Here is a 24960-nt window from a genome sequence, read left to right on the forward strand (position 1 = left end):
AAAAAAGCCGGGGTGCTTGAAGATTGCCTGGGATGATGTTCTTGATACTGCTCTTGTCACTTGTTCGGTCATTAATAGATTAGCTTCACTGCCACGCCGGTCAAGGTCATCGCCAGTAAGACTCTTAAAAACTGTTCCGGCACGGATCGCGCGACCCAGGAGCCGAGCGTGATGCCGGGCAGGGAGCCGACCAGCAAGGAGGCCAGCAATTCCCAGTGGATGGAGCCGAGCCACCAGTGGCCCAGCGCGGCGATGGCCGTCAGGGGCACGGCGTAGGCGATGTCGGTGCCCGCCACTTCGGCCGAGCTCATGCGTGGATACAGCATCACCAGCAAGGTCGCGCCGATGGCGCCGGCGCCGATCGACGAGACCGTCACCAGCACGCCCAGCACGGCGCCGGCAATGATGGTTGCGGCGGCAAGCTTGCTGCCTTGCAATTGTTTCTCAGGGTGGGCATTGATCCAGGCCAGCATGCGGCCCTTGAAAATGAGTGCCACGACGGTCAGCAGCACGGAGCCGGCGATCGAGTAACGGATGATCTGGCCGATTTGCGGCGACAGGGTGCCGAACGATTTGAGCGCCAGGGTCGCGATGACGGCGGCGGGCAGGGCGCCGATGCACAGGCGCTTGACGATATCCCAGCGGATGGTGCCGCGCAGGCGGTGCGTCAGGGTGCCGGCGCTCTTGGTGATCGAGGCGAAGGCCAGGTCGGTACCCACCGCCACGGAAGGCGGTACGCCAAACAGCAGGGTTAACAGCGGCGTCATCAGCGAGCCGCCGCCCACGCCGGTCATTCCTACGAGTAATCCTACGGCAAATCCTGAGACTATATAAGACAAAGTCATGCTTGCACCCCCAAAGTACTCGCAATAGTAATAAACTTAGTGTTTATTCCAAACTACTAAGTACGCATTTGCTTATATGCGATATGCGTATATGCATGCATGCAAAATCATGGGTGGGGCGGAAACTCGGCAAATCACGGCAATCTAGGGCAAACCAGCAATGAATCTCCATCAACTGCGCTTCGTGCGCGAAGCGGTCCGGCAGAACTACAACCTGACGGACGCCGCCAAGGCCTTGTTCACGTCGCAACCGGGCGTATCGAAAGCCATCATCGAGCTGGAGGAAGAGCTGGGCGTGGATATTTTTACGCGCCACGGCAAGCGCATCCGCGGCTTGACGGAGCCGGGCCGCCTGGTGCTGGAGTCCGTCGAGCTGATTATGCAGGAAATCGACAGCATGAAGCGCATCGGCAAGGAATTCGCGGCGCAGGACAGCGGCAGCTTTACCATTGCCACTACGCATACACAGGCGCGCTACACCTTGCCCAAGGTGGTGCAAGCTTTCATGCTGAAGTTCCCCAAGGTGCGATTGTCTTTACTGCAAGGAAATCCGCGCCAGATCGCCGAGATGGTGCAGCGCGACCAGGCGGATCTCGCCATCGCCACGGAATCGATCGCCGCCATCGATGGCCTGATCACCTTGCCATGCTATCAATGGGAACACGTGGTGGTGGTGCCCGTCGACCATCCGCTGCTCAAATCGAAGTCCGTGACCCTGGAAGAAATCGCCGCCTTCCCCCTGATTACCTATGACAGCGCGTTCGCCGGACGCAACAAGATCGACCATGCTTTCGTGCTGCGCGGCCTGAAGCCGGACATCTTGCTCGAAGCCATCGACGCGGACGTGATCAAGACTTATGTCGAGTTGGGCATGGGGATTGGTATCATAGCGGGTATGGCCTTCGATGCCGAGCGCGACAAAGGCTTGCGCGCCATCCCTGTCGGGCACCTGTTCGGCATGAATGTGTCGCGCGTGGCCGTCAAGCAGGGCGCGTATTTGCGCAGCTATATTTATACCTTTATCGAGTTGCTGACGCCGACCTTGAACCGCAAGCTCATCGAGCAGGCGATGAGCGGTGATAAAGAGCACTACGAACTATAACAATGCATGAAGTCGGCCGGGCGAGGTGCCTGGCCAAGATTATTTAAGAAGAGAAGAAACAATGATTACCGATCAGCTTGCCAAATATTACGCCACCATCGCGCAGCAGTACGAGCGCGTCTATGACAAGCCCGAACGCCAGGAAGACCTGGAAGTGTTGCGCGACAAGGTCGCCGACGTGCTGGAAGGCCACACCGTGCTGGAACTGGCTTGCGGCACCGGCTACTGGACGGAAGTGGTCGCCGAGTCGGCCGAGTCCGTACTGGCCACCGATATCAACGATGAAATGCTGGCGCTGGCCCAGGCACGCGGCTTGCCCGACAACGTCACCTTCGCCAAGCTCGATGCCTTCAACTTGCCCGACGACATGCTGGGCAAGTTCACGGCCGTGTTCGCGGGTTTCTGGTGGTCGCACGTCAAGCGCGAAGACCAGGACAAATACCTGAAGCAATTGCGCACGAAGCTGGGCAAGGACATCCTGCTGGTGCTGATCGACAACTCGTATGTCGATGGCAGCAGCACCGTGATCGCGCGCACCGACCTGGAAGGCAATACGCACCAGTTCCGCACGACGGAGGCGGGCGAGCGCTATGAAGTGCTGAAGAATTTCCCATCGGATAGCCACCTGCGCAAGAAGTTTGCCCACTCGGCCCGCGAAATCCGCATGAAGCGCCTGGAATACTACTGGCTGTTGAGCTGCCGTCTGAAGTAAGGCTGATCTGTCTATATGGTAGCGGTAGGTCGGATTAGCCCGTAGGGCGCAATCCGACAGGCGTTGCCGAAGGTGCTAGTCGGATTATGCGTGGCCTTGTCCCGCTAATCCGACCTACGGTAAATAGGCCTTGCCGCCGCATGAATCGCCTCCGGGCGGTTTTTTTTCGCCTGTTGTTTTTATCTGACAAGATGTTGTTCCAAAAAACAACATCTTGTCGATGTCATATTGTTGAAGTATTTCGTGGGCATGATTCGGTTCAGCAGCTAAGCAGCACCATTCTTGTCCAACCTAATGTAGAGAATCTCAAGTGAAAAAAATTACTCTGGCAGCATTGATCATCGGCACCTTCGCAGCAGCTACGGCACAAGCACAATCGAACGTCACCGTGTACGGCCTGGTTGACCTCGGTATTGCCAAGACCACTGGCCAGCCGACGGTACAACGCGAAAACAATGCGTCGCGCCTCGGTTTCAAGGGTACGGAAGATCTGGGTGGCGGCCTGTCCGCAATTTTCAACCTGGAAAGTGAATTCCTGGCCGACACCGGTGCGCAAAAAGGCGTGTTGTTCGACCGTCAAGCGTACGTGGGCTTGAAAGGCGCTTTCGGTACCGCCATCCTGGGCCGCACCAAGAATCTGGTCGATGGCACCATCGCCCGCGTCGACCCATTCAACACCTACGGCGTGGTCGGCAAGAACAATGAAACCCTGCTGCGTTCGGGCGTCGGCACGTCGCGCGTCAACAATGCCGTAACCTACAACAGCCCAAGCTTTGAAGGTTTCGTGGGCAGCCTGCAATACGTGCTGAGCGAAGTCAACAGCGCTGACGCGGGTGTGATCGGCCTGGCAACCTACGACAATGGCCCGATCAGCCTGCACGCCGGCTACGAAAAAGCCGTACAAGCAACGGCAACGGCCGCCAAGCCTGACCTGTGGTCCATCGGTGGCGGCTATAAATTCGGCCCGGCCAAGATCACGGCCGCCTACTCGAAAGGCGACACCAAGGTTGCGACGACTGGCGAATTCAAGTCCTACTTGATCGGCCTGAACTACACGGTGGGCGGCGGCGATGCCAAAGTGTCGTATGGCAAGCAAGAGCAAAGCAACAACAAGTTCAAGGATCAGGACACCATCAAGGAATTCGGCGTCGGTTACGACTACCACCTGTCGAAGCGCACCGACGTGTACGCTTACGCTGGCCGCGAGCGCGTCAAGTCGCTGACTTCGTACCAGATCGGTCTGGCACACAAATTCTAAGCATCATTCGATGTGACGAAGCAAAGGCGCCTGCGGGCGCCTTTTTTATTGCATCGCCGCGGATGCCGCCTCGGCATTCATGGGCAGCGAGATGTCGATGCGTGTGCCGCCCAGCTCGCTATCGGCGCCGATATGGATGCTGCCGTTCAAGCCCCAGACCCGCTCGCGCATGCCCAGCAGCCCTAGTGCCGTGGCTTTTTCCAGGTCGTGTTCGGCAATGCCGCGGCCGTCATCCTGGATGGTGATGGCCAGCGAGGAATCGATGCGGTGCAGGGCGATGGTGATGTGGTTCGCTTCGGCATGGCGCGCGATATTCGTCAGTGCTTCCTGCACGATGCGGTAGATGGCCGTGCTGCGCGCATCGTCGAGCACGAGGTCGGCCTCGTCGGCCAGCAAGTCGAAATGGATGGCGCGGCGCAGCAGGAAGTCGTGGCGCAGTTTTTGCAGCGCAAAATACAATCCCCCTTCATCGAGCGCGCGCGGGCGCAGGTTGCTGGCGATGCGCCGCAGCGAGGTAATGGCCGTCACCAGCAAGCCGTCCATGCTGTGCAGCAGGGCTTGCAGGGGCGCGGTGGTGTCCGTGTGCTGGCGCACCAGGGTCAGGTCGACGCGCAAGGTGGCCAGCAATTGCCCCAGGTCATCATGCAGTTCGCGCGCGATATGCTTGCGTTCTTCTTCGCGGATGGTTTGCAGCGCGCTCGACAATTCACGCAATTGCGAAAAGGAGCGGGCCAGCTGTTCATGCATCTGCTGACGCGCCGTAATGTCGCGCACGATGATGGTAAAGACGCTGTGGCCGTCTTCCTGCATGGCCGAGAGCGATCCTTCGAGGGGAAACATGACGCCATCGCTGCGCCGTCCCGTCAAGGTGTAATCGGTGGCGCGCCGGCCCGTCAGGCGCAGTTCCTGGCTGATATCGCCAAACGGCGGCTCGCCATCGTGCTTGCCCAGGCCGCCGAGGGTGCGCAAGTCGCGCAGGATGTAGTGACCCAGGCGCATGCCGCGCATGCCGGCCGGCGTGTCATCGAACAATCTGGCCGCTGCCGCGTTCGCATGCAGGATGATTTGCCGGCTGTCGATGCTGATGATGGCGTCGCTGGCGCTGTCGATGATGGCTTGTCCGCGCGCCTGCTGCTGCCGGCGGGCTTTCAGTGGCGGAAACAGGCACAGCAAAAGCGCAGCCGCCATACCCAGCGGCAAGATGCGCAGCAGTGCAGGACTGCCTCGGTCGGGCATGGGGCTTCTCCTTGCGAACGTGTACGAAGGCAGACAGGACAGCGATGGAGAGTTGGACTTTATCTAGCCTATGCCTGCTGGTGCGGCGCGGCTTGATGTGGCGCAGGAAGGGGAAAGGAAGAGATCAAGGCGCCGCACCGGCCTGGGCCGGGCGGCGGCGGAGTCTTACATTTGCTTGAACAGGTGCAGGAAGCTGCGGCTCACTTCGAGCTTGTCGGATTTGCCTTTGATGAGCACCAGGTGGCGGCCGCGGATGTCGCGCGTCACGCCTTCGATGGCATTCACGTTGACCAGGGTGGCGCGGTGGATTTGCCAGAACAGCGAAGGGTCGAGCTCTTCGGCCAGGTCGCGCACGGGCTTGCGGATCAGCGCTTCATACTTGGCCGTCTGCACGCACGTGTATTTCTCGTCAGAACGGAAGAACAGGATCTCTTCCACGGGGATCATGCGCAAGTCCTGGCCGATGCTGGCCTGTATCCATTGCAAATACGTGGGCTTGGCCGTGATTTTTTCCGCCAGCTGCGACAGCATGGCCGTGACGCTGCTGTTGACGTCCAGCGCCGGCTTGTTCAAGTGCGTTTTCAGGCGCTCCACCGTCACCAGCAGACGCTCATGCTCGGGCGGCTTGAGCACGTAGTCGACGGCGCCCCGCTCGAAGGCTTCGACGGCGTGACTGTCATAGGCAGTGACGAAGACGATATGCGTCTTGCTGCCTATTGCATGCGCCGCCTCCATGCCCGTCTTGCCCGGCATGCGGATATCGAGGAAGGCAAAATCGGGTTTGAGTTGTTCCACCAGTTCGATCGCCTCGTCGCCATTCTTGGCTTCGCCGATGATTTCCAGTTCAGGCCATGCCTGGCCCAGGCGCAGGCGTAGCTGGTCGCGCATCAGTCTTTCGTCGTCGGCAATAATAGCGGTAGGCATAGGTCTCAAGTGTGAACAGGCGAAGATTGATTATTCAATGATTTAGCGTTTTTATCAACTACTCTGTCTTACTTGGACAATTGATATGGCACTTCGATCACGGCGCACACGCCGGACGGTTGATTTGGCGTAATGGTCAGGCTGCCCTCGTCGCCATGCAGCAGCTTCAGGCGTTCGCGTATGGTGGGCAAACCCAGTCCCGTGCCATCGCTGGGTACTACGCCAAAGCCCAGGCCGTCATCGGTGACGGTCACGCGCAGCTTGCTGTGCGCCACTTCGGCCACGATGCGCAGGGTGCCGCCTTCCGGTTTGACTTCCAGGCCGTGCTTGATGGCATTTTCCACCATCGATTGCAGCATCATGGGCGGGAAGGCGGCGCTGCGCAGGCCGTCGGGAATCTGGAAGTCGACGGTCAGGCGTTCTTCCATCCGCATTTTCAGCAGGTTCAAGTACGCTTGCACCATGTCCGCTTCACGGCCCAGGTTGGTAATCAGGGCGTTGTCGCGCATTTGCGGCAGCACGGCGCGCAGATACTGGATCAGGCTGCGCTGCATCTTGGCCGCGCGCGGCGGATCGACCTGGATCAGGTGTTCGACGGAGGCAAGCGTATTGAACAGGAAGTGCGGCTCGACTTGCGCCTGCATCATCTGCATCTTCGCTTCGCTGAGCTGGCGCTGCATGGATTCGCGCTCGGCCGCCTCATTTGCGGTGACGGTTTCCGCTTCGGCGCGCTTCTTGCCGCCGACCAGGGCCTTCATGGCGAACAGGGCCAACACCAGCAAGGAGACAAAACTCTTGAACCATGTCGAGGCTTGCTGGTGGTAGCGCGACACTTTTTGCTCGGCGGCATCATCGACCGCTTCTTCGATGGCATTCGACAACTCTTCGCCGATTTGCGGCGGTAATTCGATATGGACTTCTTCCCCTGAAGCATTGGTGGTCACCGGATAGTTGGGCTTGGCGGGGGCGGCTGGTGGTTGCGGCGGTTCCGGCGGCACGGCACTGGCTTTTGCGTCCGCCTCGGCGGCATCGGCTGGATCGCTGACCGCCTCGGCCGCGCTGCTGCGGCGATTCTTGCCGCTGCGGGGATTGAAATGGATGCCCGTATCGTCGATCAGGATATTGGTTTCCCCCGAACCCTTGCTGCTGCGTTTATGCGACTTGATGACCACTTCTTCGTCCGGGCTGGACGAGAACAGCTCATCTTGCAAAATGGAGCCGGCGATCAGAGCCAGCGCAGCGAACAGGAAGAATTTCCACCAAGACAGTTGGGTGACCCAGGTCGTCGTCGCGTCGAATGCCCGTTGTAACCAAGCGAGGATGGTTTTCAACAATTGGGGCAGGCTGGAAATCGGAAGCATGAGGGGACACTTTCAAGTACTAGAGTTTAATCGACGCAGTGGGCAAGTTTAACCCCTTGTTGAGTAGCGTCAGAGTCTGATATTGCCACTGTGCCTAAAGACCACGAACTACGCCAGCCGATTGCGACAGGCTGCACAAAAAGGCGCTTGAAGTGAAGACAAGGCTTGCTGGGCGGTGAGCGCGGGAAAATAGCGCTTGCGGCGCGCGCGGGGCAGGGCTATAATTCGCCCCCTCGCTGAACGACGCATGCAAATGCCGAGTAAAGTGAGAAAAAAGAAGGAGTTGACGGATGTAGTGAAATGCTTCATACTCTTCCTTCTTCGCAGCTGACAAACACAACGCTTTGTCGATAGCGCGAGAGTAGCAAATAAGCAGTAACCGAATACCGTTCTTTAACAATTAACAGTCGATAAGTGTGGGCATTTGATGTAAGTGCAGCGCTGCGCAAGCAGCGTAAAACTTAAAATATCAAATGTTCACGAAGAAATAAATGAAATAGGCGCTACGAAAGTAGTGGCCTGTCAGTTGTTTTTGAAGTGAGCGACCCGTCAGCAATGACGGTGCCGGTAAAACGGCAAAGTAACAGAGATTAAACTGAAGAGTTTGATCCTGGCTCAGATTGAACGCTGGCGGCATGCCTTACACATGCAAGTCGAACGGCAGCACGGAGCTTGCTCTGGTGGCGAGTGGCGAACGGGTGAGTAATATATCGGAACGTACCCTGGAGTGGGGGATAACGTAGCGAAAGTTACGCTAATACCGCATACGATCTACGGATGAAAGTGGGGGATCGCAAGACCTCATGCTCGTGGAGCGGCCGATATCTGATTAGCTAGTTGGTAGGGTAAAAGCCTACCAAGGCATCGATCAGTAGCTGGTCTGAGAGGACGACCAGCCACACTGGAACTGAGACACGGTCCAGACTCCTACGGGAGGCAGCAGTGGGGAATTTTGGACAATGGGCGAAAGCCTGATCCAGCAATGCCGCGTGAGTGAAGAAGGCCTTCGGGTTGTAAAGCTCTTTTGTCAGGGAAGAAACGGTGAGAGCTAATATCTCTTGCTAATGACGGTACCTGAAGAATAAGCACCGGCTAACTACGTGCCAGCAGCCGCGGTAATACGTAGGGTGCAAGCGTTAATCGGAATTACTGGGCGTAAAGCGTGCGCAGGCGGTTTTGTAAGTCTGATGTGAAATCCCCGGGCTCAACCTGGGAATTGCATTGGAGACTGCAAGGCTAGAATCTGGCAGAGGGGGGTAGAATTCCACGTGTAGCAGTGAAATGCGTAGATATGTGGAGGAACACCGATGGCGAAGGCAGCCCCCTGGGTCAAGATTGACGCTCATGCACGAAAGCGTGGGGAGCAAACAGGATTAGATACCCTGGTAGTCCACGCCCTAAACGATGTCTACTAGTTGTCGGGTCTTAATTGACTTGGTAACGCAGCTAACGCGTGAAGTAGACCGCCTGGGGAGTACGGTCGCAAGATTAAAACTCAAAGGAATTGACGGGGACCCGCACAAGCGGTGGATGATGTGGATTAATTCGATGCAACGCGAAAAACCTTACCTACCCTTGACATGGCTGGAATCCCCGAGAGATTGGGGAGTGCTCGAAAGAGAACCAGTACACAGGTGCTGCATGGCTGTCGTCAGCTCGTGTCGTGAGATGTTGGGTTAAGTCCCGCAACGAGCGCAACCCTTGTCATTAGTTGCTACGAAAGGGCACTCTAATGAGACTGCCGGTGACAAACCGGAGGAAGGTGGGGATGACGTCAAGTCCTCATGGCCCTTATGGGTAGGGCTTCACACGTCATACAATGGTACATACAGAGCGCCGCCAACCCGCGAGGGGGAGCTAATCGCAGAAAGTGTATCGTAGTCCGGATTGTAGTCTGCAACTCGACTGCATGAAGTTGGAATCGCTAGTAATCGCGGATCAGCATGTCGCGGTGAATACGTTCCCGGGTCTTGTACACACCGCCCGTCACACCATGGGAGCGGGTTTTACCAGAAGTAGGTAGCTTAACCGTAAGGAGGGCGCTTACCACGGTAGGATTCGTGACTGGGGTGAAGTCGTAACAAGGTAGCCGTATCGGAAGGTGCGGCTGGATCACCTCCTTTCTAGAGTTTGCACGAATCATGTAAATGATTCACGCATCAAATGTTCACACTTATCGGCTGTTAGTCAAAGAAGAAACAGTAGTCGTAGAAGTTCCGCGTTGGGGCTGTAGCTCAGCTGGTTAGAGCACCGTGTTGATAACGCGGGGGTCGTTGGTTCGAGTCCAACCAGCCCTACCAGTAAGACCCGAGTCGTAGAAATATCCTGGGGGATTAGCTCAGCTGGGAGAGCACCTGCTTTGCAAGCAGGGGGTCGTCGGTTCGATCCCGTCATCCTCCACCAAAGTTTTACTCGAAAGTGCAAACGTAAGCCAGTCAGGTTTAGGTTTGATCTTTTAGCGATCAAAGCTGTTTCGTTCTTTAACAATCTGGAAGAAGTAAAGATTATTTATTGATCGGTTTGCCGTAAAACGCAGATCGATGGGTAATGATTGTATGTATCAACAAACAAGCAACAACGTTGTACTTTCTTATCCCTGTAGCGCTCTTTTCGTTTGAAAGAATGAAGAGGCTAACGTTATAGGGACAAGCGAATAAGTGCACATGGTGGATGCCTTGGCGATTACAGGCGATGAAGGACGTAGTAGCTTGCGATAAGCTGCGGGGAGTGAGCAAACACACTTTGATCCGCAGATTTCCGAATGGGGCAACCCACCCTTTTAGGGTATTGCATACTGAATACATAGGTATGCAAGGCGAACGCGGCGAACTGAAACATCTAAGTAGCTGCAGGAAAAGAAATCAACCGAGATTCCCAAAGTAGCGGCGAGCGAAATGGGAAGAGCCTGTACGTGATAGTCGGACCGATAACAGAATCCTCTGGAAATAGGAGCCATAGCGGGTGATAGCCCCGTATGTGAAATCGGACCGGTGGTACTAAGCGTACGACAAGTAGGGCGGGACACGTGACATCCTGTCTGAATATGGGGGGACCATCCTCCAAGGCTAAATACTCGTAATCGACCGATAGTGAACCAGTACCGTGAGGGAAAGGCGAAAAGAACCCCGGAAGGGGAGTGAAATAGATCCTGAAACCGTGTGCATACAAACAGTAGGAGCGGACTTGTTCCGTGACTGCGTACCTTTTGTATAATGGGTCAGCGACTTACATTCAGTGGCAAGGTTAACCGCATAGGGAAGCCGTAGAGAAATCGAGTCCGAATAGGGCGATCAGTCGCTGGGTGTAGACCCGAAACCAAGTGATCTACTCATGGCCAGGATGAAGGTGCGGTAACACGCCCTGGAGGTCCGAACCCACTAATGTTGAAAAATTAGGGGATGAGCTGTGGGTAGGGGTGAAAGGCTAAACAAACTTGGAAATAGCTGGTTCTCTCCGAAAACTATTTAGGTAGTGCCTCAAGTATCACCATCGGGGGTAGAGCACTGTTATGGCTAGGGGGTCATTGCGACTTACCAAACCATTGCAAACTCCGAATACCGATGAGTGCGAGCTTGGGAGACAGACGTCGGGTGCTAACGTCCGGCGTCAAGAGGGAAACAACCCAGACCGCCAGCTAAGGTCCCAAAGATTGGCTAAGTGGAAAACGAAGTGGGAAGGCTAAAACAGTCAGGATGTTGGCTTAGAAGCAGCCATCATTTAAAGAAAGCGTAATAGCTCACTGATCGAGTCGTCCTGCGCGGAAGATGTAACGGGGCTAAGCCAGTCACCGAAGCTGCGGATATGCGTAAGCATATGGTAGGAGAGCGTTCTGTAAGCCTGCGAAGGTGTCTTGTAAAGGATGCTGGAGGTATCAGAAGTGCGAATGCTGACATGAGTAGCGATAATGGGGGTGAAAAGCCTCCACGCCGTAAGCCCAAGGTTTCCTGTTCAACGTTCATCGGAGCAGGGTGAGTCGGCCCCTAAGGCGAGGCAGAGATGCGTAGCTGATGGGAAGCAGGTTAATATTCCTGCACCGTCGTATGATGCGATGGGGGGACGGATCGCGGAAGGTTGTCTGACTGTTGGAATAGTCAGTTTCTGTCTCATAGAAGGCGCTTAGGCAAATCCGGGCGCGGAATTCAAGGGGATGGGACGAGTGAACTTGTTCACGAAGCAATCGGAAGTGGTTCCAAGAAAAGCCTCTAAGCTTCAGTCATACGAGACCGTACCGCAAACCGACACAGGTGGGCGAGATGAGTATTCTAAGGCGCTTGAGAGAACTCGGGAGAAGGAACTCGGCAAATTGGTACCGTAACTTCGGGAAAAGGTACGCCCCGGTAGCTTGACTGGTTTACTCCAGAAGGGTGAAAGGGTTGCAATAAACTGGTGGCTGCGACTGTTTAATAAAAACACAGCACTCTGCAAACACGAAAGTGGACGTATAGGGTGTGACGCCTGCCCGGTGCTGGAAGATTAAATGATGGGGTGCAAGCTCTTGATTGAAGTCCCAGTAAACGGCGGCCGTAACTATAACGGTCCTAAGGTAGCGAAATTCCTTGTCGGGTAAGTTCCGACCTGCACGAATGGCGTAACGATGGCCACACTGTCTCCTCCCGAGACTCAGCGAAGTTGAAATGTTTGTGATGATGCAATCTACCCGCGGCTAGACGGAAAGACCCCATGAACCTTTACTGTAGCTTTGCATTGGACTTTGAACCAATCTGTGTAGGATAGGTGGGAGGCTTTGAAGCGGGGACGCTAGTTCTCGTGGAGCCAACCTTGAAATACCACCCTGGTTTGTTTGAGGTTCTAACCTTGGTCCGTTATCCGGATCGGGGACAGTGCATGGTAGGCAGTTTGACTGGGGCGGTCTCCTCCTAAAGTGTAACGGAGGAGTTCGAAGGTACGCTAGATACGGTCGGACATCGTGTTGATAGTGCAATGGCATAAGCGTGCTTAACTGCGAGACTGACAAGTCGAGCAGGTACGAAAGTAGGACATAGTGATCCGGTGGTTCTGTATGGAAGGGCCATCGCTCAACGGATAAAAGGTACTCTGGGGATAACAGGCTGATTCCTCCCAAGAGTTCATATCGACGGGGGAGTTTGGCACCTCGATGTCGGCTCATCACATCCTGGGGCTGTAGCCGGTCCCAAGGGTATGGCTGTTCGCCATTTAAAGTGGTACGTGAGCTGGGTTTAAAACGTCGTGAGACAGTTTGGTCCCTATCTGCCGTGGGCGTTGGAAATTTGAAGGGGGCTGCTCCTAGTACGAGAGGACCGGAGTGGACGAACCTCTGGTGTACCGGTTGTCACGCCAGTGGCATTGCCGGGTAGCTAAGTTCGGAAGAGATAACCGCTGAAAGCATCTAAGCGGGAAACTTGCCTTGAGATGAGATTTCCCAGAGCCTTGAGCTCTTTGAAGGGTCGTTCGAGACCAGGACGTTGATAGGCTGGGTGTGGAAGTGCAGTAATGCATTAAGCTAACCAGTACTAATTGCCCGTACGGCTTGTCCCTATAACCTTAGCAGGTACAGAGGATAAGACGGTACAACGTTGCGTGTGTGTTGATACCATTCATTACCCCAATCTTTGCTTCTTCCAGATTCATGGCCTTGTCGTCCTACAGGAGACAAGCGTCAGTACAAGTTATGCCTGATGACCATAGCAAGTTGGTCCCACCCCTTCCCATCCCGAACAGGACCGTGAAACAACTTTGCGCCGATGATAGTGCTGCAACCAGTGTGAAAGTAGGTTATCGTCAGGCTTGTTATACGAAAAAACCCCCATCGGTGACCCGGTGGGGGTTTTTTTACGTCCGCTGGTTTTGTGTACGCCAGCGATTGCCGGATTTTTGAAAGGGATATCTTGTCTGCTATGCATACGCTGGAACAATTACGCACTGGCCAACTGGCCGGCCTGCGCCGCCTGAAGCTGTCGTGCGGCTTGACGGACTTCCCACGCGAGATATTCGACCTGGCCGACAGCCTGGAAATCCTCGACCTGTCCGGCAATGCGCTATCTTCGCTGCCCGACGATCTGCCGCGCCTGCACAAGCTGCGCATCATATTTTGCTCGGATAATCTGTTCACCACCTTGCCGGCCGTGCTCGGTTCCTGTCCTGGGCTGGAAATGATCGGTTTTAAGGCGAACCGGATCGGCCACGTGCCGGCCGCAGCCTTGCCATCGGCACTACGCTGGCTGACGCTGACCGACAATGCCATCGAAGTCTTGCCTGATGAACTCGGCAAGTGCGGGCAATTGCAGAAACTCATGCTGGCGGGAAATTGCCTGAGCAGTTTGCCGGCATCGCTGGTGAACTGCCGCAAGCTGGAACTGGTGCGCATCGCCGCCAACCGTTTCACGGCGCTCCCCGATTGCCTGCTGGCCTTACCACGCCTGAGCTGGCTCGCGTATGCGGGCAATCCCTTTACGGAAGCGCGTGAACTGGCGGCCCTGAGCGGCGCCGGGACGGCGGGCGTGGCTTGGCCGCGTTTGCAACTGGCGCAGCAGCTGGGCGAGGGGGCATCGGGCGTGATTTTCCGTGCCCGCCTCGATGGTGTTGAGGATGTCGCCGTCAAAGTATTCAAGGGGGCGATGACCAGCGACGGCTTGCCGCGCAGCGAAATGGCTGCCTGTGTCGGCGCCGGCGCCCATCCGGGGCTGATCCCCATCCTCGGGACGCTCGATGCGCATCCGCAAGGGGCGCTGGGACTGGTCATGCCGCTGATCGACGTGGCCTATCGCAACCTGGCAGGGCCGCCCAGCCTGTCATCATGCACGCGTGATGTGTATGCCGAAGGCGTGCGCTTTGAGGCACCGCAAGCCTTGACCATTGCCCAGGGCATCGCCTCGGCCGTATGCCAGCTGCATGCGCGCGGCATCGTGCATGGCGACTTGTATGCACACAATATCCTGTATGCGGACGGTGGCGCCTGCCTGCTGGGCGACTTCGGCGCGGCGTCGATGTTTGCGTCCGGTTCACCGCATGGGGAGGTACTGCAAGGCATAGAGGCGCGTGCCTTTGGCGTGCTGCTGGGCGAGTTGATCGCGCATTGCGCGGCGTCCATGCCCAGTCTGCAGGCCATGATGGATGCTTGCCTGCAGGAAGAAGTATTGCGACGGCCCAAGTTCGACGTGATCGAACGGGCATTGCGGCAGATGCTCCCCGCATAAAAAAATGGCGCAGCCTTCGCAGGCTGCGCCATTTTCATGTCATGCTGACAATATTCAGCCCGCTACCAGGATTTCTTTTTCCGGCAGGGCGATCTGGTTGTCGACGCTGAACTGGTAATCCTTGAAGACGTGTTCGGCCGTCAGGATCTGGTATTCGCCGTTGTCGAGCTTGTGCGTGGTGTCCTTCAGGCGATACGTGTAATGGCCGCAGGTCCAGCAGTTGAAGTTGCGCATGTGCGTGCACAGGCAAGTCTTGTCCATCACGACGACGGTTTTTTGTTCCGGATGGGCCGCCACTTCGCGGTTGTACGAGTTGATGTATGCGCAGTTGCCCGTCGCGTCGAGCAGGTAGCCATACGATTCGCAGCCTGGACGGATGCCGGCGCCGATGGCGGGCGTGTTCTTCAGCATGCGCATCGGGTAACCGGTCGGCGAGACGCCGTTGACGATGATGTCTTCTTCCGAGGCCTTGTAGTATTCCTGCTTGACCTTGTTCGGCAAGCCGCATTCCTTGGTGACGGTAAAGCGCGTCGCCACTTGCACGCCGGCTGCGCCCGCTTCCAGGAAGGAAACTGCGTCGCTGCCCGTGAAGATGCCGCCGGCGGCGATCAGCGGGATGTCCAGCTGTTCGGCTTTCAGGTAGGCCAGCAGTTCAGCCGTGATCGTGTGCAGGTCGTAATTGGCCCAGTCCATGCCGAAACCCAGGTGGCCGCCGGCCAAGGGTCCTTCGACGATGATGAAGTCGGGCAAACGGTCCAGCTTGGCGTTCTTGCGCAGGAAAATCTGCAAGGCGCGCACGGACGAGACGATGATGCCCAGCTTGGCGTCACGGAAACGCGGATGGTCGGCCATCAAGGCGAACGAGCCGAAGTGCAGACCGGCGGACAGGGTGATGCCGTCGATGCCGGCGTCCAGTGCCGCGTTCAGGCGCACGCGCAAGGTTTCACGGGGGCCATTCATGGTCAGCTTTTCCATGCAATTGACGAAGATCAAGCCATCGCCTTTTTTTGCTTCCATGGTGCGGCCGATATGCAGGCGCTGCGCTTCCGCCAGGCGGCCCAGGTCGAACTGCACCACGGCCTTGTCGCTGTTATTGATGTTGAATTTGTACAGTTTCGTCTTGTCTTTGACGAAGGTGGTATCGAAACGGCGATCCGACACGTCTTCCACCATGGCATCGGAGATATGCCCGATACCGTTCAGCCGTGCCGCTTCCAGGGCCAGCTCCGACGTGGAAATATCCACACCCATTCCGCCTATCATGATGGGCACATATTCTTTTTTGCCAAATCGCAGGCGGAAATCATCAACACGTTTCATTGCTATCCTTAGACTACCGTGGTTATCACTGAGCCAGATGTACGGTCAAGCCCGCTGCCGGTCAGGCGCGCGGGCGCATGTAGCTGTGCGCAGCTTCAATTCTACCCCAAGCGGGCAGGTGCTCCGAGGCAGCTTGCCGCCATGCCGGTGCAAGCGCAGGCCGGAGCGTGCGCATCATCGAAATTAATCGCGGAAATTGTTAAATTCCAGCGGCATGTCGGGCACGTCCTTGCGCAGCATGGCCATGGCCGCTTGCAGGTCGTCGCGCTTGGCGCCCGTGACGCGCACGGCTTCACCCTGGATGCTCGCTTGCACTTTCATCTTGCTGTCCTTGATGACGCGCACGATTTTCTTGGCATCATCCGATTCGATGCCATTCTTGATCTTGATGATCTGCTTGACCTTGTCGCCGCCGATCTTCTTGATGTCGCCTTCGTCGAGGAAGCGCACATCGACCTTGCGTTTGGTCAATTTATTGGTCAGCACGTCGCGCACCTGGCTGAGCTGGAATTCCGAATCCGCGAATGCGGTCAATTCGTTTTCCTTGTGTTCGACGCGGGCATCGCTGCCCTTGAAGTCGAAGCGGGTCGTGATTTCCTTGTTGGATTGCTCGACGGCATTCTTGACTTCGATCATATCGGCTTCGGAGACTACATCAAATGACGGCATGGTCTGTTCCTTTTCTTGTTAAAGCGAGCGCGCGCTCGGCGCACTGGGCCTTGGCGGCTGATTCTGCACCATGGGACGGCCCTGTTAAAGATGCGACATTTTAACGGACAACGGGCAAGTCGCCCTTGTCCTGAGGTGGTTTTTTGTCGCTTTCGCTCTATAATCGAGCAAAATTTCCCTATCCCATGCATCCAGAGCTCACCATCGAACACAATTACAACCTCCAGCGCCTGAATACCTTCGGCATCGCGGCCCATGCGGCCGCCTACGTACGCATTACTTCGCAGGCCCAGCTGCAGGCCGCACTGCAAGATCCCGCCCTGTCCGCCATGCCGCGCCTGATATTGGGCGGCGGCAGCAACATCGTACTGACGGGCGATTTTCCCGGCGCCGTGCTGCACATGGCCACGCGCGGCATGCGCCTGGCGCAGGCGGACTTCGAGACGATACTCGTCACGGCCGCGGCCGGCGAAAACTGGCACGACTTCGTGCAGTGGACCCTGGCACAAGGCGTGGGCGGACTGGAAAACCTGTCCTTGATCCCCGGCACGGTGGGTGCGGCGCCTATCCAGAATATCGGCGCGTATGGCGTGGAAATCAAGGATTATCTGCATAAGGTGAGCGTCATGCACAGCGCCAGCGGCATCGTCTTCGACATGGACCGCGACGCCTGCCGTTTCGCCTATCGCGACAGCATCTTCAAGCAGGCCGACGGGCGCGAGCTGATCGTGCTGGAAGTGACGTTTGCCTTGCCCGCCGAGTGGCAGCCGAACTTGCGCTACGCGGAACTGGCGCAGGCCGTGGCCGAGCGCCATCTTGCCGAGCCGACGCCGCAACAGGTGGCCGACACGGTGATGGCGATCCGCCGGCGAAAATTGCCGGACCCGGCCGTGATTGGCAATGCGGGCAGCTTCTTCAAGAATCCGGTGGTGTCACGCGAGCAATGTCTTACCTTGCTGGAACGTTTCCCCGCCTTGGTGCACCATGCGCAGCCCGATGGCACGGAAAAGCTGGCGGCCGGCTGGCTGATCGATCAGTGTGGCTGGAAGGGGAAAAACCTGGGGCCCGCGGGAGTGTATCCCAAGCAGGCGCTGGTTCTGGTGAATAATGGCGGCGCTCGTGGCGCGGACATTACCCGGCTGGCGGAAGCGATACAGGATGATGTAGAGGCGAAATACGGCGTGCGCCTGTCGCCCGAGCCTGTGTTTGTTTAATCAAGCGAAGTGGCAGACGTAATCCACGGTTTCCGTTGTTTCGATGTCAAAATAGCTATTGCCCGGGATTTTGAATTCCGTGCCCGCGCCATAGCTGTGCCACTCCGTCGCGTCGGCCAGGCGCACCTTGCACAGGCCGCCGACGATTTCCATCGTTTCCGGCGCGCCCGTGTTGAAGCGCAGCGATGACGCGAAAATCACGCCCACGCTTTTCTTCGTGCCATCGGCGAGGATGACGTTGTGCGAGACGCATTTGCCGTCAAAGTAGATATTCGACTTCTTGACGACGCTGACATTGTCCAGTTGTGTGCTCATGCTTCACTTTCCTTGCTGTTAAAAATCAGTCCTGGACGTCATCGGCGCTCAGCACGCTGTTGCGTCCGCCGCGCTTGGCCGCGTACAGGGCCTGGTCGGCGCGGTTGATCAGTTGCTCGACCGTCGAGTCGGGCGAAGGCACGACGGTGGCCACGCCGATCGAGATGGTGACGATGCCCGTGCCTGCCGCCGGGTTCTCGATCTGCAAGCCTTCCAGATGGCGCCGGCATGCTTGGGCGATCAGCAGCGCGCCGGCCGCTTCCGTTTCCGGCAGAATCAGGGCGAATTCCTCGCCCCCGTAGCGGGCGGCCAGGTCGGCCGGGCGTTTCAAATGTTCCGTGAGCACGGCGGCAACTTTTTTCAGGCACAGGTCGCCGGCCAGGTGGCCGAAATGGTCGTTATAGCTCTTGAAATGGTCGATATCGCAGAACAGCAGGCTCAACGGTGCTTTGTCGCGCTGGCCCCGCTGCCATTCAAAATGCAGGGTTTCATCGAAACGGCGGCGGTTGGCGATGCCCGTCAAGCCATCGAGGGCGGCCAGTTTCTGCAATTCAATGTTCGCGTCCGCCAGGTTCTTTTGGCTTTCGCGCAGGAAACGAAAAGCCTGGTCGCGCTGCAGGCGGCTGATGTGCGCGTTGGAATGGTAGCGTATGCGCGCCAGCAGCTCCAGGCGGTCCGGCAGTTTCACCACATAATCGTTGGCGCCGACGGCAAAGCTGTGGGCCTTCAGTTTCGGGTCGTCCTTGGCCGACATCACGATCACCGGCACGTGCGCGAGCGCCTCGTTTTCGCGGTACTGCTGGATCAAGGCGAAGCCGTCGATGCCCGGCATCACCAGGTCTTGCAGGATGACGGTCGGTTGCAAACGCAGCGCCGTGTCCAGCGCCTGCGTGGCGTCGGTCACATAATGAAATTCGATATCCTGCTGGTCGCTGAGCATGCGGCGGACTGCCTCGGCAATGATCAACTGGTCGTCCACCAGCAGCACGCTGACCTTGAATTCGGTCAATGCGGGTTCATGCTGGGTGAAGCTGGAGGAGAATTCTGGCATTGCATTCTTTTCAGATGTTAGGGGAGGGCTCTCACCCATTGTTGAGTTTGGCGCCCAGACGGCCGCGCAGGCTGGCGCCTATTCTATCCAATGGCAGGATTTGCTGCGCCGCATCGAGTTCAGCCGCCGCGCGCGGCATGCCATACACGGCGCTGCTGGCCTGGTCTTGCGCGATCGTCGTCTTGCCTGCGCGGCGCATGGCCAGCAAGCCGTCGCCGCCGTCGCGCCCCATGCCTGTGAGCAATACGCCGATGGCGTCGCCGCGCCAGTGCTGCGCCACGCAGTTGAAGAAGACATCGACGGACGGGCGGTAAACATAGTCGCGCGGTGCTGCATCGTAACCCAAACGATAATTTTGATCTAGCAGCAAGTGGTCATTGGTCTTGGCGATCAGTACCGTGCCGGACACCAGTTCATCGCCTTCGGCGATCACGCGCACGGGCATGCTGAGCTGGTCGTCCAGCCATTTGGCGAAGTGCGAGGCGAAGGTTTCATCGATGTGCTGCACCACCACGATGGCGCAGCCGGGCGGCGCCGTCCAGCCGGCCAGCACCTTGGCCACGGCCGAGGGGCCACCCGTCGAGGCGCCGATGGCCACCAGGGTCGATACCTGGCCGTCGCCCCGTTCGCCGTTATTGCCGTTCGCCGGGCGCGGCGGCGGTGCTTCGGCGCTGTGGCGTATCAGCTTGCCGATGGTCTTGATCTTGGCCAGCAGTTCGCTGTCGCCGCCCACTTCCCCCTGCAGCACCGGCGTGGCCGTGACGTCGAGCGCGCCCGCGCCCAGCGCGCGGAAGACCTGGTTGACATTGTCCTGCGGGCGGCCCGTGACGACGAGGATGGCGCACGGGCTTTGCTCCATGATCAGGCGCGTCGCTTCCACGCCATCCATCTCCGGCATGTTCAGGTCCATCAGGATCAGGTCGGGGCGGTTGCCCTCGCACATGCGCACGGCCTCGAGCCCCGTGCGGGCGATCCACAGCACCTGGTGTTCCTGCGTACTGGCGACCACCCGGCGCAGGGCCTCGGCGGCCATGGCGACATCGTTGGCAATGGCAATTTTCATGAATGACGGCTCATAAGCGGGCATCTCCTATCAGGTCGGCCACCGCGTCGAGCAAGGTCTCGTCGTGGAAGCTGCCTTTGGTCAGATAATAATCGGCGCCGGCGGACAGGCCGCGCGCGCGGTCTTCCGGGCGGTCCTTGTACGAGACGATCATCACCGGCAGCTTGTGCAGGTGCAGGTCCTTCTTGATCAGCGAGACCAGTTCGATGCCATCCATGCGCGGCATGTCGACGTCGGTGATCACCAGGTCGTACTCGCCGCTGCGCACCACGTTCCAGCCGTCGATGCCGTCGATGGCCACGTCGACCTCGAAACCGCGCGCCAGCAGCAGCTTGCGCTCCATCTCGCGCACCGTCAGCGAATCGTCGACGACGAGGATGCGCTTGGCGCGGCGCTGCTGCGCGTGGCCCGCCTGCGCCAGCTGGTGCAGGCCGCCTTCGTGCAGCAGCTTGTCGATCGACAGCAGCAAATCGGGCACGTCGAGGATCAGCACCGGCTCGCCGTCGTCGAGCAGGGCGGCGGCGGAAATGTCGCGCATCTTGCCGAAGATCGGATCGATGGCCTGCACCGCCAGGCTTTGCTCGCCGCGGATGGCGTCGACCACCAGCGCATAGCTTTGCTTGCCGCGCCCGATCACCACCACCGGCAAATCGTCGGTCTGGCTGGCCGCTTCGCCCAGTTCCAGCACCTGCGCGGCCGACACAAGGCCCAGATGTTCGCCCTTGAGTTCGAAGAACTGCTTGTTTTCCAGGGTATGGATGGCCGCTTGCGGCACGCGCACCACGCTTTCCACCTTGACGATGGGGATGGCATAGGCTTCGCCGTGCACGTCGACCACCAGCGCGCGCACGATCGATTGCGTCAGCGGCAGGGTGATCAGGGCGCGGAAGCCGCGGCCCGGCTCCGATTCCAGGCGCACCGTGCCGTTTTGCTGGCGTATCGTCTCGTGCACGATGTCGAGGCCCACGCCGCGCCCGGACAATTGATTGGCCGTCGCCTTCAGGCTGAAGGCGGGGAGGAACAAAAACTCCAGCAGCTCGCCCGGCGACAGCGCGGCGGCCATGGCGGGACTGGCCATCTTGCGCTCGATGACGGACTGGCGGATTTTTTCCAGGTCGACGCCGCGCCCGTCGTCGCTGATCTCGATGCTCAGCATGCCGGCGCGGTGGCGCGCCTCCATGCGTATCGTGCCCATCGCTTCCTTGCCCGCGTCGATGCGTTCGTACGGGCCTTCCATGCCATGGTCGATGGCATTCCTGAGCATGTGGTTCAGCGGGCTTTCGATCTTCGCCAGGATGTCGCGGTCGACCAGGGTGTCTTCGCCTTCGATCTCCAGCTGCACTTCCTTGCCCAGGCTGCGCGCCAGGTCGCGCACCATGCGCGGAAACGCATGGATGCCGTCGCGGAAAGGGCGCATGCGCAGGGCCAGCACTTCGTCGACCATGCCTTGCGAGACGGCCAGCAGGCGCCGCTCATAGGTTTCGATGTCGGCGATGTGCTCGAGCATGAACTGCTTCAGCGGTTGCGTCTTTTGCAGCGCCAGCAGGGACTTTTCCATCAGGCCCGGGTCGGCCAAGCGGGCAATGGCTTCGTGCAGGTGCTCGATGGCGGAAAACAGGCTGCTCTGGTTGCGCTTGAAACGCTGCAGGGCACCGACGAACGGGTGCATCTGGTGCGCATTGATGCGCGATTCGCTGGCCAGCGACAGCAGCTTGTCGAAGTTTTGCGCCACAGCCTTGGCCGGTGCGGCACCCGCACGCGGGGCAGGCGCGGCCGCCGACTCAGGCTCTTCGCCTGCCAGGCCGCTGGCCACGGGAGCCTGCAGTTCGGTCGGGTTGGGCGTTTCCTGCGGCAAGGGGGCGGGAGCGGAGGCAGGCAACGAGGGCAGGGCCGGCAATTCGGGCAGGTCGGCGATGCCGGCGATGGCGTTCAGGGTCTGGTCGATCTGCGCCGCATTGGCGGCCAGCCACGCTTCGGCGCCCGCATCGTCCAGGCGCGACAGCTGCACGATCAGGTCGACGCCCGACAGCAGTACGTCGACCCGTTCCGGCGTCAGCTTCAAGCGGCCGTGCTGGGCGGCGACAAAGCTGTCTTCCATGCCGTGCGCCAGCTGCACCACTACCTGCAGGCCGACGATGGCGGCGGCACCCTTGATCGAGTGCGCCGCGCGCATCATCGCCTCGACGGCCGCCGCGTCGCCCGCATGGCGCTCCATGGCCAGCAAGCCGTCGGTGAGAATCTGGGTCTGGCTGTCCGCCTCCATGCGGAACAGGTCCAGCATGGAAAAGGCGCTCAGGTCGCCGTGCTGGTCCTGGCTCATCGTAATAGTCTCGCAAGTTGAAAGCCGATCAGCGCCGTGTCGAGGCAGCCGATGCGCATGTCGCCCTCGGTGATGACGCCGGACAGGAAGCGCGACAGGCCCTTGTTGATGGTCGCCGCCGGCGCCTGCACCTTGGCCGAGGCGTAGCGCACGATGCCGTGCAGGTCGGCCACGGGCAGGGCGTAAGCTTGTTCTTCCCAGCGCAGCAGCAGCAGGCGCGCAAAGGTGTGGCGGCCGCGGGCCGGCGGCGCGCCCTGTTCGTCGATGCCAAGCAGGTGTGCCAGCGACATGCATGGATACAGCTTGCCGCCGATATTGACGATGCCGGACAGGCCGCGCCCGCTGCGGTGCGGCAGCACATGCGGCTTGGCTTGCGGCGCCACGGCGTCGAACACGCGCGTGGGCAGCGCCAGCCATTCGCGGCCGATGCGAAATACCAGCGCCGAGCTGTCGCGCACTTCGCCGCCCGCATCGATCTGGCGGAAGTGGCTGGCCCAGTCGCGCTGGTAGTGTTCGTCCACGGGGCGTTGCAGGTTGCGCTGGGCGGCGCCCGCGTACACGTCGCAGTTGCGGCAATGCACGTTGGCTGGCAGCTTGGGGCAGCTCTGGTCGCCGACCACGCCGATATGGTTCCAGCAGTCGTCGATGGTGGCGGGGGACTCGGTGGCGATGAGATTTGTCATGCTTGCCCCTTAGTTGGACGCCTGGCGGCGCTCGTAAATGCGTGCCGCGCGCGCCTTCAGGGTGGCGGCGGCCGTTTGGTTGCCATTGCGTTCGGCCAGCAGGGCCAGATGGCACAGCGCCTCGTAATGGTCGGGCTGCAGGTAGATGCAGCGGCGCCAGTAGTCGTCGGCCAGGTCCATCTTGCCGGCCAGTTCGTTGATGATGCCCAGCATGAAATACGCTTCCGCCGCCTCGGGCACTTTCGCCAGGTGCGCGTGGCATTTGTCGCCGGCCTCGCGCAACTGGCCGCGGTCGGCCAGCAGGCGCGCCTCTGCCAGCAAATCGGCTTGCGCTGCCGGCGCGGGCGATGGCACGGACACGGGGCGCGTGCGCGGCACCGCCGGCGCGGCGGAAGAGGGGGCTGCTAGTACAGCGCGCCCTGGCGCGGGCGGCACGCTGCGCAGGGGACGCGCGACAGGCAGCGGCGCCACTAGCACGGGGCTGGCCGGCGCCGCTGTTTCCTTCTTCAGGGCGAAAGCCTGGCGGAACTGCAGCGGCGCAAAGCCGTTCTGGCAGAACGACGGCACTTCCGCATAACCGGCCAGCAGCATGCCGTCGTCGGCCAGCAGGGCGGACAGGTTGGCGATGGCGGCGCGCGTGGTCGGTTTGTCGAAGTAAATCAGCAGGTTGCGGCAGAAGATGACGTCGTAGTGTTTGCTGCAGCTGGCGGTATCGAACTGCAGCAGATTGCCCTGCCTGAAGGTCACCTGGTCGCGCAGGGAGTCGATGATGCGGTAGGCGTCGTCGGCCACGTGCGTGAAATAGCGTTCTCGGAAGGCCACGTCCTGCGCGCGGAAGGCGTTGCGGCCATACACGCCGGCCTGCGCCCGCTCGATGCAGCCGGGGCTCAAGTCATACGCGTCGATGCTGAACGCCTGTTTCGGCACACCGCCGTCGCGCAGCGCCATGGCCATCGAATACGGTTCCTCGCCGCCCGCGCACGGGATCGACAGGATGCGCGTGGCACGTCCGCGCGCCCAGCGCTCCTGCACCAGTTCGACGGTGGCGTAGAACGCTTGCGGATCGCGGAACAGCCACGATTCGGGCACCACCACCAGTTCGATCAATTGCGTCATTTCGGCCGGCGTGAGCGCCTGGAGGTAAGCCTGGCTATCGGCAAAGCCCGTCCGCTCCATGCGCTGATTGACGGCCCGCTCGGCCACGGATTTGGACACCGACAGGCCCGTCGCGCGGCGCAGCAGGGCTTGCGCCGTCATGCCGCGCTCGCGTCTTGAAACAGCAGCGCGCGCACGTCCGGCGGCAGCAGGTGATCCAGCTCGACCAGCTGCACGATGCCGTCGGCGTCGCTGGCCACCTGGCCCAGGAAGGGCGCCGTCGCCACGCCGCTGTCCTCAAGCCCTTGCGGGTCGATATCGGCGATGCCGCGCACCTGCGAGGCCAGCAGGCCCAGCGCATGCATGGCGCCGTCCGGCGCGCGGTAGTCGACGATGACGATGCGCGTGTCGAACTGCGCGGCGGCGGGCGGCAGCCCGGCCAGGCGCGACAGGTCGATCACGGGCACGGGCGTGCCGTGCAAGTCCATCAGGCCGGCCACGTAGTCTGGCGTGAGCGGCAACTGCTTCAGCTCCAGCAGCGGCAGCACGCGCACGATGCTGGCCAGGGGCAGGCCGTAGCGGTCGCGTCCGATGTGAAAGAGCAGCACTTTCATGGG

At 59.4% G+C, this 24960-nt stretch carries 18 protein-coding genes, 2 tRNA genes and 3 rRNA genes; 10 read left to right on the forward strand and 13 right to left on the reverse strand.

What is annotated here, in order from left to right; genetic code table 11:
- Positions 1-71: 71 nt before the first annotated feature.
- Positions 72-845 (reverse strand): sulfite exporter TauE/SafE family protein, encoded by a 774-nt coding sequence (locus tag AC3RCG_RS08680; RefSeq protein ID WP_121668792.1) that lies wholly within the window; start codon positions 843-845, stop codon positions 72-74.
- Positions 846-1005: 160 nt separating this feature from the next.
- Between AC3RCG_RS08680 and AC3RCG_RS08685 the strand changes: the two genes are divergently transcribed.
- The 3 genes from AC3RCG_RS08685 to AC3RCG_RS08695 all read left to right on the forward strand — a co-directional run bounded on the left by AC3RCG_RS08685 (position 1006) and on the right by AC3RCG_RS08695 (position 3917).
- The gene (locus AC3RCG_RS08685) at positions 1006-1947 is read left to right on the forward strand and encodes a CysB family HTH-type transcriptional regulator (protein ID WP_034751505.1); all 942 of its coding nucleotides are present in this window, start codon (positions 1006-1008) and stop codon (positions 1945-1947) included.
- Positions 1948-2008: 61 nt separating this feature from the next.
- Complete coding sequence (locus tag AC3RCG_RS08690; RefSeq protein ID WP_070219464.1) at positions 2009-2659, forward strand: class I SAM-dependent methyltransferase; 651 nt, start codon at positions 2009-2011, stop codon at positions 2657-2659.
- 310 nt (positions 2660-2969) lie between these two features.
- Complete coding sequence (locus AC3RCG_RS08695) at positions 2970-3917, forward strand: porin (protein WP_052140115.1); 948 nt, start codon at positions 2970-2972, stop codon at positions 3915-3917.
- Between the two features lie 45 nt (positions 3918-3962).
- On the opposite strand, the gene AC3RCG_RS08700 is transcribed toward AC3RCG_RS08695, so the two are convergent.
- From AC3RCG_RS08700 to AC3RCG_RS08710, 3 genes are all read right to left on the reverse strand, one after another.
- Positions 3963-5153, reverse strand: coding sequence for a PAS domain-containing sensor histidine kinase (locus AC3RCG_RS08700; protein WP_492403573.1), 1191 nt, complete (start codon positions 5151-5153; stop codon positions 3963-3965).
- Positions 5154-5318: 165 nt separating this feature from the next.
- Complete coding sequence (locus AC3RCG_RS08705) at positions 5319-6077, reverse strand: LytR/AlgR family response regulator transcription factor (protein ID WP_492403571.1); 759 nt, start codon at positions 6075-6077, stop codon at positions 5319-5321.
- A gap of 68 nt (positions 6078-6145) precedes the next feature.
- On the reverse strand, positions 6146-7438 hold the full coding sequence (locus AC3RCG_RS08710) for a sensor histidine kinase (RefSeq protein ID WP_070290529.1): 1293 nt from the start codon (positions 7436-7438) through the stop codon (positions 6146-6148).
- A gap of 592 nt (positions 7439-8030) precedes the next feature.
- Here AC3RCG_RS08710 and AC3RCG_RS08715 point away from each other — a divergent pair.
- The 6 genes from AC3RCG_RS08715 to AC3RCG_RS08740 all read left to right on the forward strand — a co-directional run bounded on the left by AC3RCG_RS08715 (position 8031) and on the right by AC3RCG_RS08740 (position 14613).
- A 16S ribosomal RNA gene (locus AC3RCG_RS08715) occupies positions 8031-9561 on the forward strand.
- Positions 9562-9661: 100 nt separating this feature from the next.
- A tRNA-Ile gene (locus AC3RCG_RS08720) sits at positions 9662-9738 on the forward strand.
- Positions 9739-9765: 27 nt separating this feature from the next.
- Positions 9766-9841, forward strand: a tRNA-Ala gene (locus AC3RCG_RS08725).
- Between the two features lie 240 nt (positions 9842-10081).
- A 23S ribosomal RNA gene (locus AC3RCG_RS08730) occupies positions 10082-12955 on the forward strand.
- A gap of 136 nt (positions 12956-13091) precedes the next feature.
- Positions 13092-13204, forward strand: a 5S ribosomal RNA gene (gene rrf / locus AC3RCG_RS08735).
- Together the 16S, 23S and 5S rRNA genes with 2 tRNA genes alongside form the textbook arrangement of a ribosomal RNA operon.
- Positions 13205-13314: 110 nt before the next feature.
- Positions 13315-14613 carry a leucine-rich repeat-containing protein kinase family protein gene (locus tag AC3RCG_RS08740; RefSeq protein ID WP_492405377.1) on the forward strand — a complete coding sequence of 433 codons (1299 nt, stop codon included), beginning with the start codon at positions 13315-13317 and terminating at the stop codon, positions 14611-14613.
- A 54-nt stretch (positions 14614-14667) separates the two neighbouring features.
- Here AC3RCG_RS08740 and AC3RCG_RS08745 read toward each other — a convergent pair whose 3' ends face one another.
- Both AC3RCG_RS08745 and AC3RCG_RS08750 read right to left on the reverse strand, forming a co-directional pair.
- A complete protein-coding gene (locus AC3RCG_RS08745; protein ID WP_070290627.1) occupies positions 14668-15933 on the reverse strand; it encodes a nitronate monooxygenase in 1266 nt (421 codons plus the stop codon).
- Between the two features lie 183 nt (positions 15934-16116).
- A complete protein-coding gene (locus tag AC3RCG_RS08750) occupies positions 16117-16602 on the reverse strand; it encodes a YajQ family cyclic di-GMP-binding protein (protein ID WP_034759416.1) in 486 nt (161 codons plus the stop codon).
- 185 nt (positions 16603-16787) lie between these two features.
- On the opposite strand from AC3RCG_RS08750, the gene murB reads away from it, so the two are divergent.
- Positions 16788-17816 (forward strand): UDP-N-acetylmuramate dehydrogenase, encoded by a 1029-nt coding sequence (gene murB, locus AC3RCG_RS08755; protein ID WP_492405374.1) that lies wholly within the window; start codon positions 16788-16790, stop codon positions 17814-17816.
- Here murB and ppnP read toward each other — a convergent pair whose 3' ends face one another.
- The 7 genes from ppnP to AC3RCG_RS08790 are packed head-to-tail and all read right to left on the reverse strand — an operon-like array spanning position 17817 to position 24957.
- Positions 17817-18131, reverse strand: coding sequence for a pyrimidine/purine nucleoside phosphorylase (gene ppnP, locus AC3RCG_RS08760; protein ID WP_492405372.1), 315 nt, complete (start codon positions 18129-18131; stop codon positions 17817-17819).
- 25 nt (positions 18132-18156) lie between these two features.
- The gene (locus tag AC3RCG_RS08765) at positions 18157-19182 is read right to left on the reverse strand and encodes a diguanylate cyclase (protein ID WP_070220067.1); all 1026 of its coding nucleotides are present in this window, start codon (positions 19180-19182) and stop codon (positions 18157-18159) included.
- A gap of 31 nt (positions 19183-19213) precedes the next feature.
- Entirely contained in the window at positions 19214-20245 is a 1032-nt protein-coding gene (cheB, locus tag AC3RCG_RS08770) for a chemotaxis-specific protein-glutamate methyltransferase CheB (RefSeq protein WP_492405370.1), read from the reverse strand.
- 10 nt (positions 20246-20255) lie between these two features.
- Positions 20256-22565, reverse strand: a complete 2310-nt coding sequence (locus AC3RCG_RS08775) for a hybrid sensor histidine kinase/response regulator (RefSeq protein ID WP_070290631.1) — start codon at positions 22563-22565, stop codon at positions 20256-20258.
- The gene (locus AC3RCG_RS08780) at positions 22562-23248 is read right to left on the reverse strand and encodes a chemotaxis protein CheW (RefSeq protein ID WP_070220073.1); all 687 of its coding nucleotides are present in this window, start codon (positions 23246-23248) and stop codon (positions 22562-22564) included. Before AC3RCG_RS08780 ends, AC3RCG_RS08775 begins: the two co-directional genes overlap by 4 nt.
- A gap of 9 nt (positions 23249-23257) precedes the next feature.
- The gene (locus tag AC3RCG_RS08785; protein ID WP_492405367.1) at positions 23258-24505 is read right to left on the reverse strand and encodes a CheR family methyltransferase; all 1248 of its coding nucleotides are present in this window, start codon (positions 24503-24505) and stop codon (positions 23258-23260) included.
- Positions 24502-24957 carry a chemotaxis protein CheW gene (locus AC3RCG_RS08790; RefSeq protein ID WP_492405365.1) on the reverse strand — a complete coding sequence of 152 codons (456 nt, stop codon included), beginning with the start codon at positions 24955-24957 and terminating at the stop codon, positions 24502-24504. Before AC3RCG_RS08790 ends, AC3RCG_RS08785 begins: the two co-directional genes overlap by 4 nt.
- Positions 24958-24960 lie beyond the last annotated feature (3 nt).

Source organism: Janthinobacterium sp. GW823-FHT01H08 (assembly GCF_058797855.1).

Bases quoted from the DNA above. Each gene is read 5' to 3' on its own strand.
- AC3RCG_RS08680 (WP_121668792.1), bottom strand. From the start codon at position 845: ATGACTTTGTCTTATATAGTCTCAGGATTTGCCGTAGGATTACTCGTA.
- AC3RCG_RS08685 (WP_034751505.1), top strand. From the start codon at position 1,006: ATGAATCTCCATCAACTGCGCTTCGTGCGCGAAGCGGTCCGGCAGAAC.
- AC3RCG_RS08690 (WP_070219464.1), top strand. From the start codon at position 2,009: ATGATTACCGATCAGCTTGCCAAATATTACGCCACCATCGCGCAGCAG.
- AC3RCG_RS08700 (WP_492403573.1), bottom strand. From the start codon at position 5,153: ATGCCCGACCGAGGCAGTCCTGCACTGCTGCGCATCTTGCCGCTGGGT.
- AC3RCG_RS08705 (WP_492403571.1), bottom strand. From the start codon at position 6,077: ATGCCTACCGCTATTATTGCCGACGACGAAAGACTGATGCGCGACCAG.
- AC3RCG_RS08710 (WP_070290529.1), bottom strand. From the start codon at position 7,438: ATGCTTCCGATTTCCAGCCTGCCCCAATTGTTGAAAACCATCCTCGCT.
- AC3RCG_RS08740 (WP_492405377.1), top strand. From the start codon at position 13,315: ATGCATACGCTGGAACAATTACGCACTGGCCAACTGGCCGGCCTGCGC.
- AC3RCG_RS08745 (WP_070290627.1), bottom strand. From the start codon at position 15,933: ATGAAACGTGTTGATGATTTCCGCCTGCGATTTGGCAAAAAAGAATAT.
- AC3RCG_RS08750 (WP_034759416.1), bottom strand. From the start codon at position 16,602: ATGCCGTCATTTGATGTAGTCTCCGAAGCCGATATGATCGAAGTCAAG.
- murB (WP_492405374.1), top strand. From the start codon at position 16,788: ATGCATCCAGAGCTCACCATCGAACACAATTACAACCTCCAGCGCCTG.
- ppnP (WP_492405372.1), bottom strand. From the start codon at position 18,131: ATGAGCACACAACTGGACAATGTCAGCGTCGTCAAGAAGTCGAATATC.
- AC3RCG_RS08765 (WP_070220067.1), bottom strand. From the start codon at position 19,182: ATGCCAGAATTCTCCTCCAGCTTCACCCAGCATGAACCCGCATTGACC.
- cheB (WP_492405370.1), bottom strand. From the start codon at position 20,245: ATGAAAATTGCCATTGCCAACGATGTCGCCATGGCCGCCGAGGCCCTG.
- AC3RCG_RS08775 (WP_070290631.1), bottom strand. From the start codon at position 22,565: ATGAGCCAGGACCAGCACGGCGACCTGAGCGCCTTTTCCATGCTGGAC.
- AC3RCG_RS08780 (WP_070220073.1), bottom strand. From the start codon at position 23,248: ATGACAAATCTCATCGCCACCGAGTCCCCCGCCACCATCGACGACTGC.
- AC3RCG_RS08785 (WP_492405367.1), bottom strand. From the start codon at position 24,505: ATGACGGCGCAAGCCCTGCTGCGCCGCGCGACGGGCCTGTCGGTGTCC.
- AC3RCG_RS08790 (WP_492405365.1), bottom strand. From the start codon at position 24,957: ATGAAAGTGCTGCTCTTTCACATCGGACGCGACCGCTACGGCCTGCCC.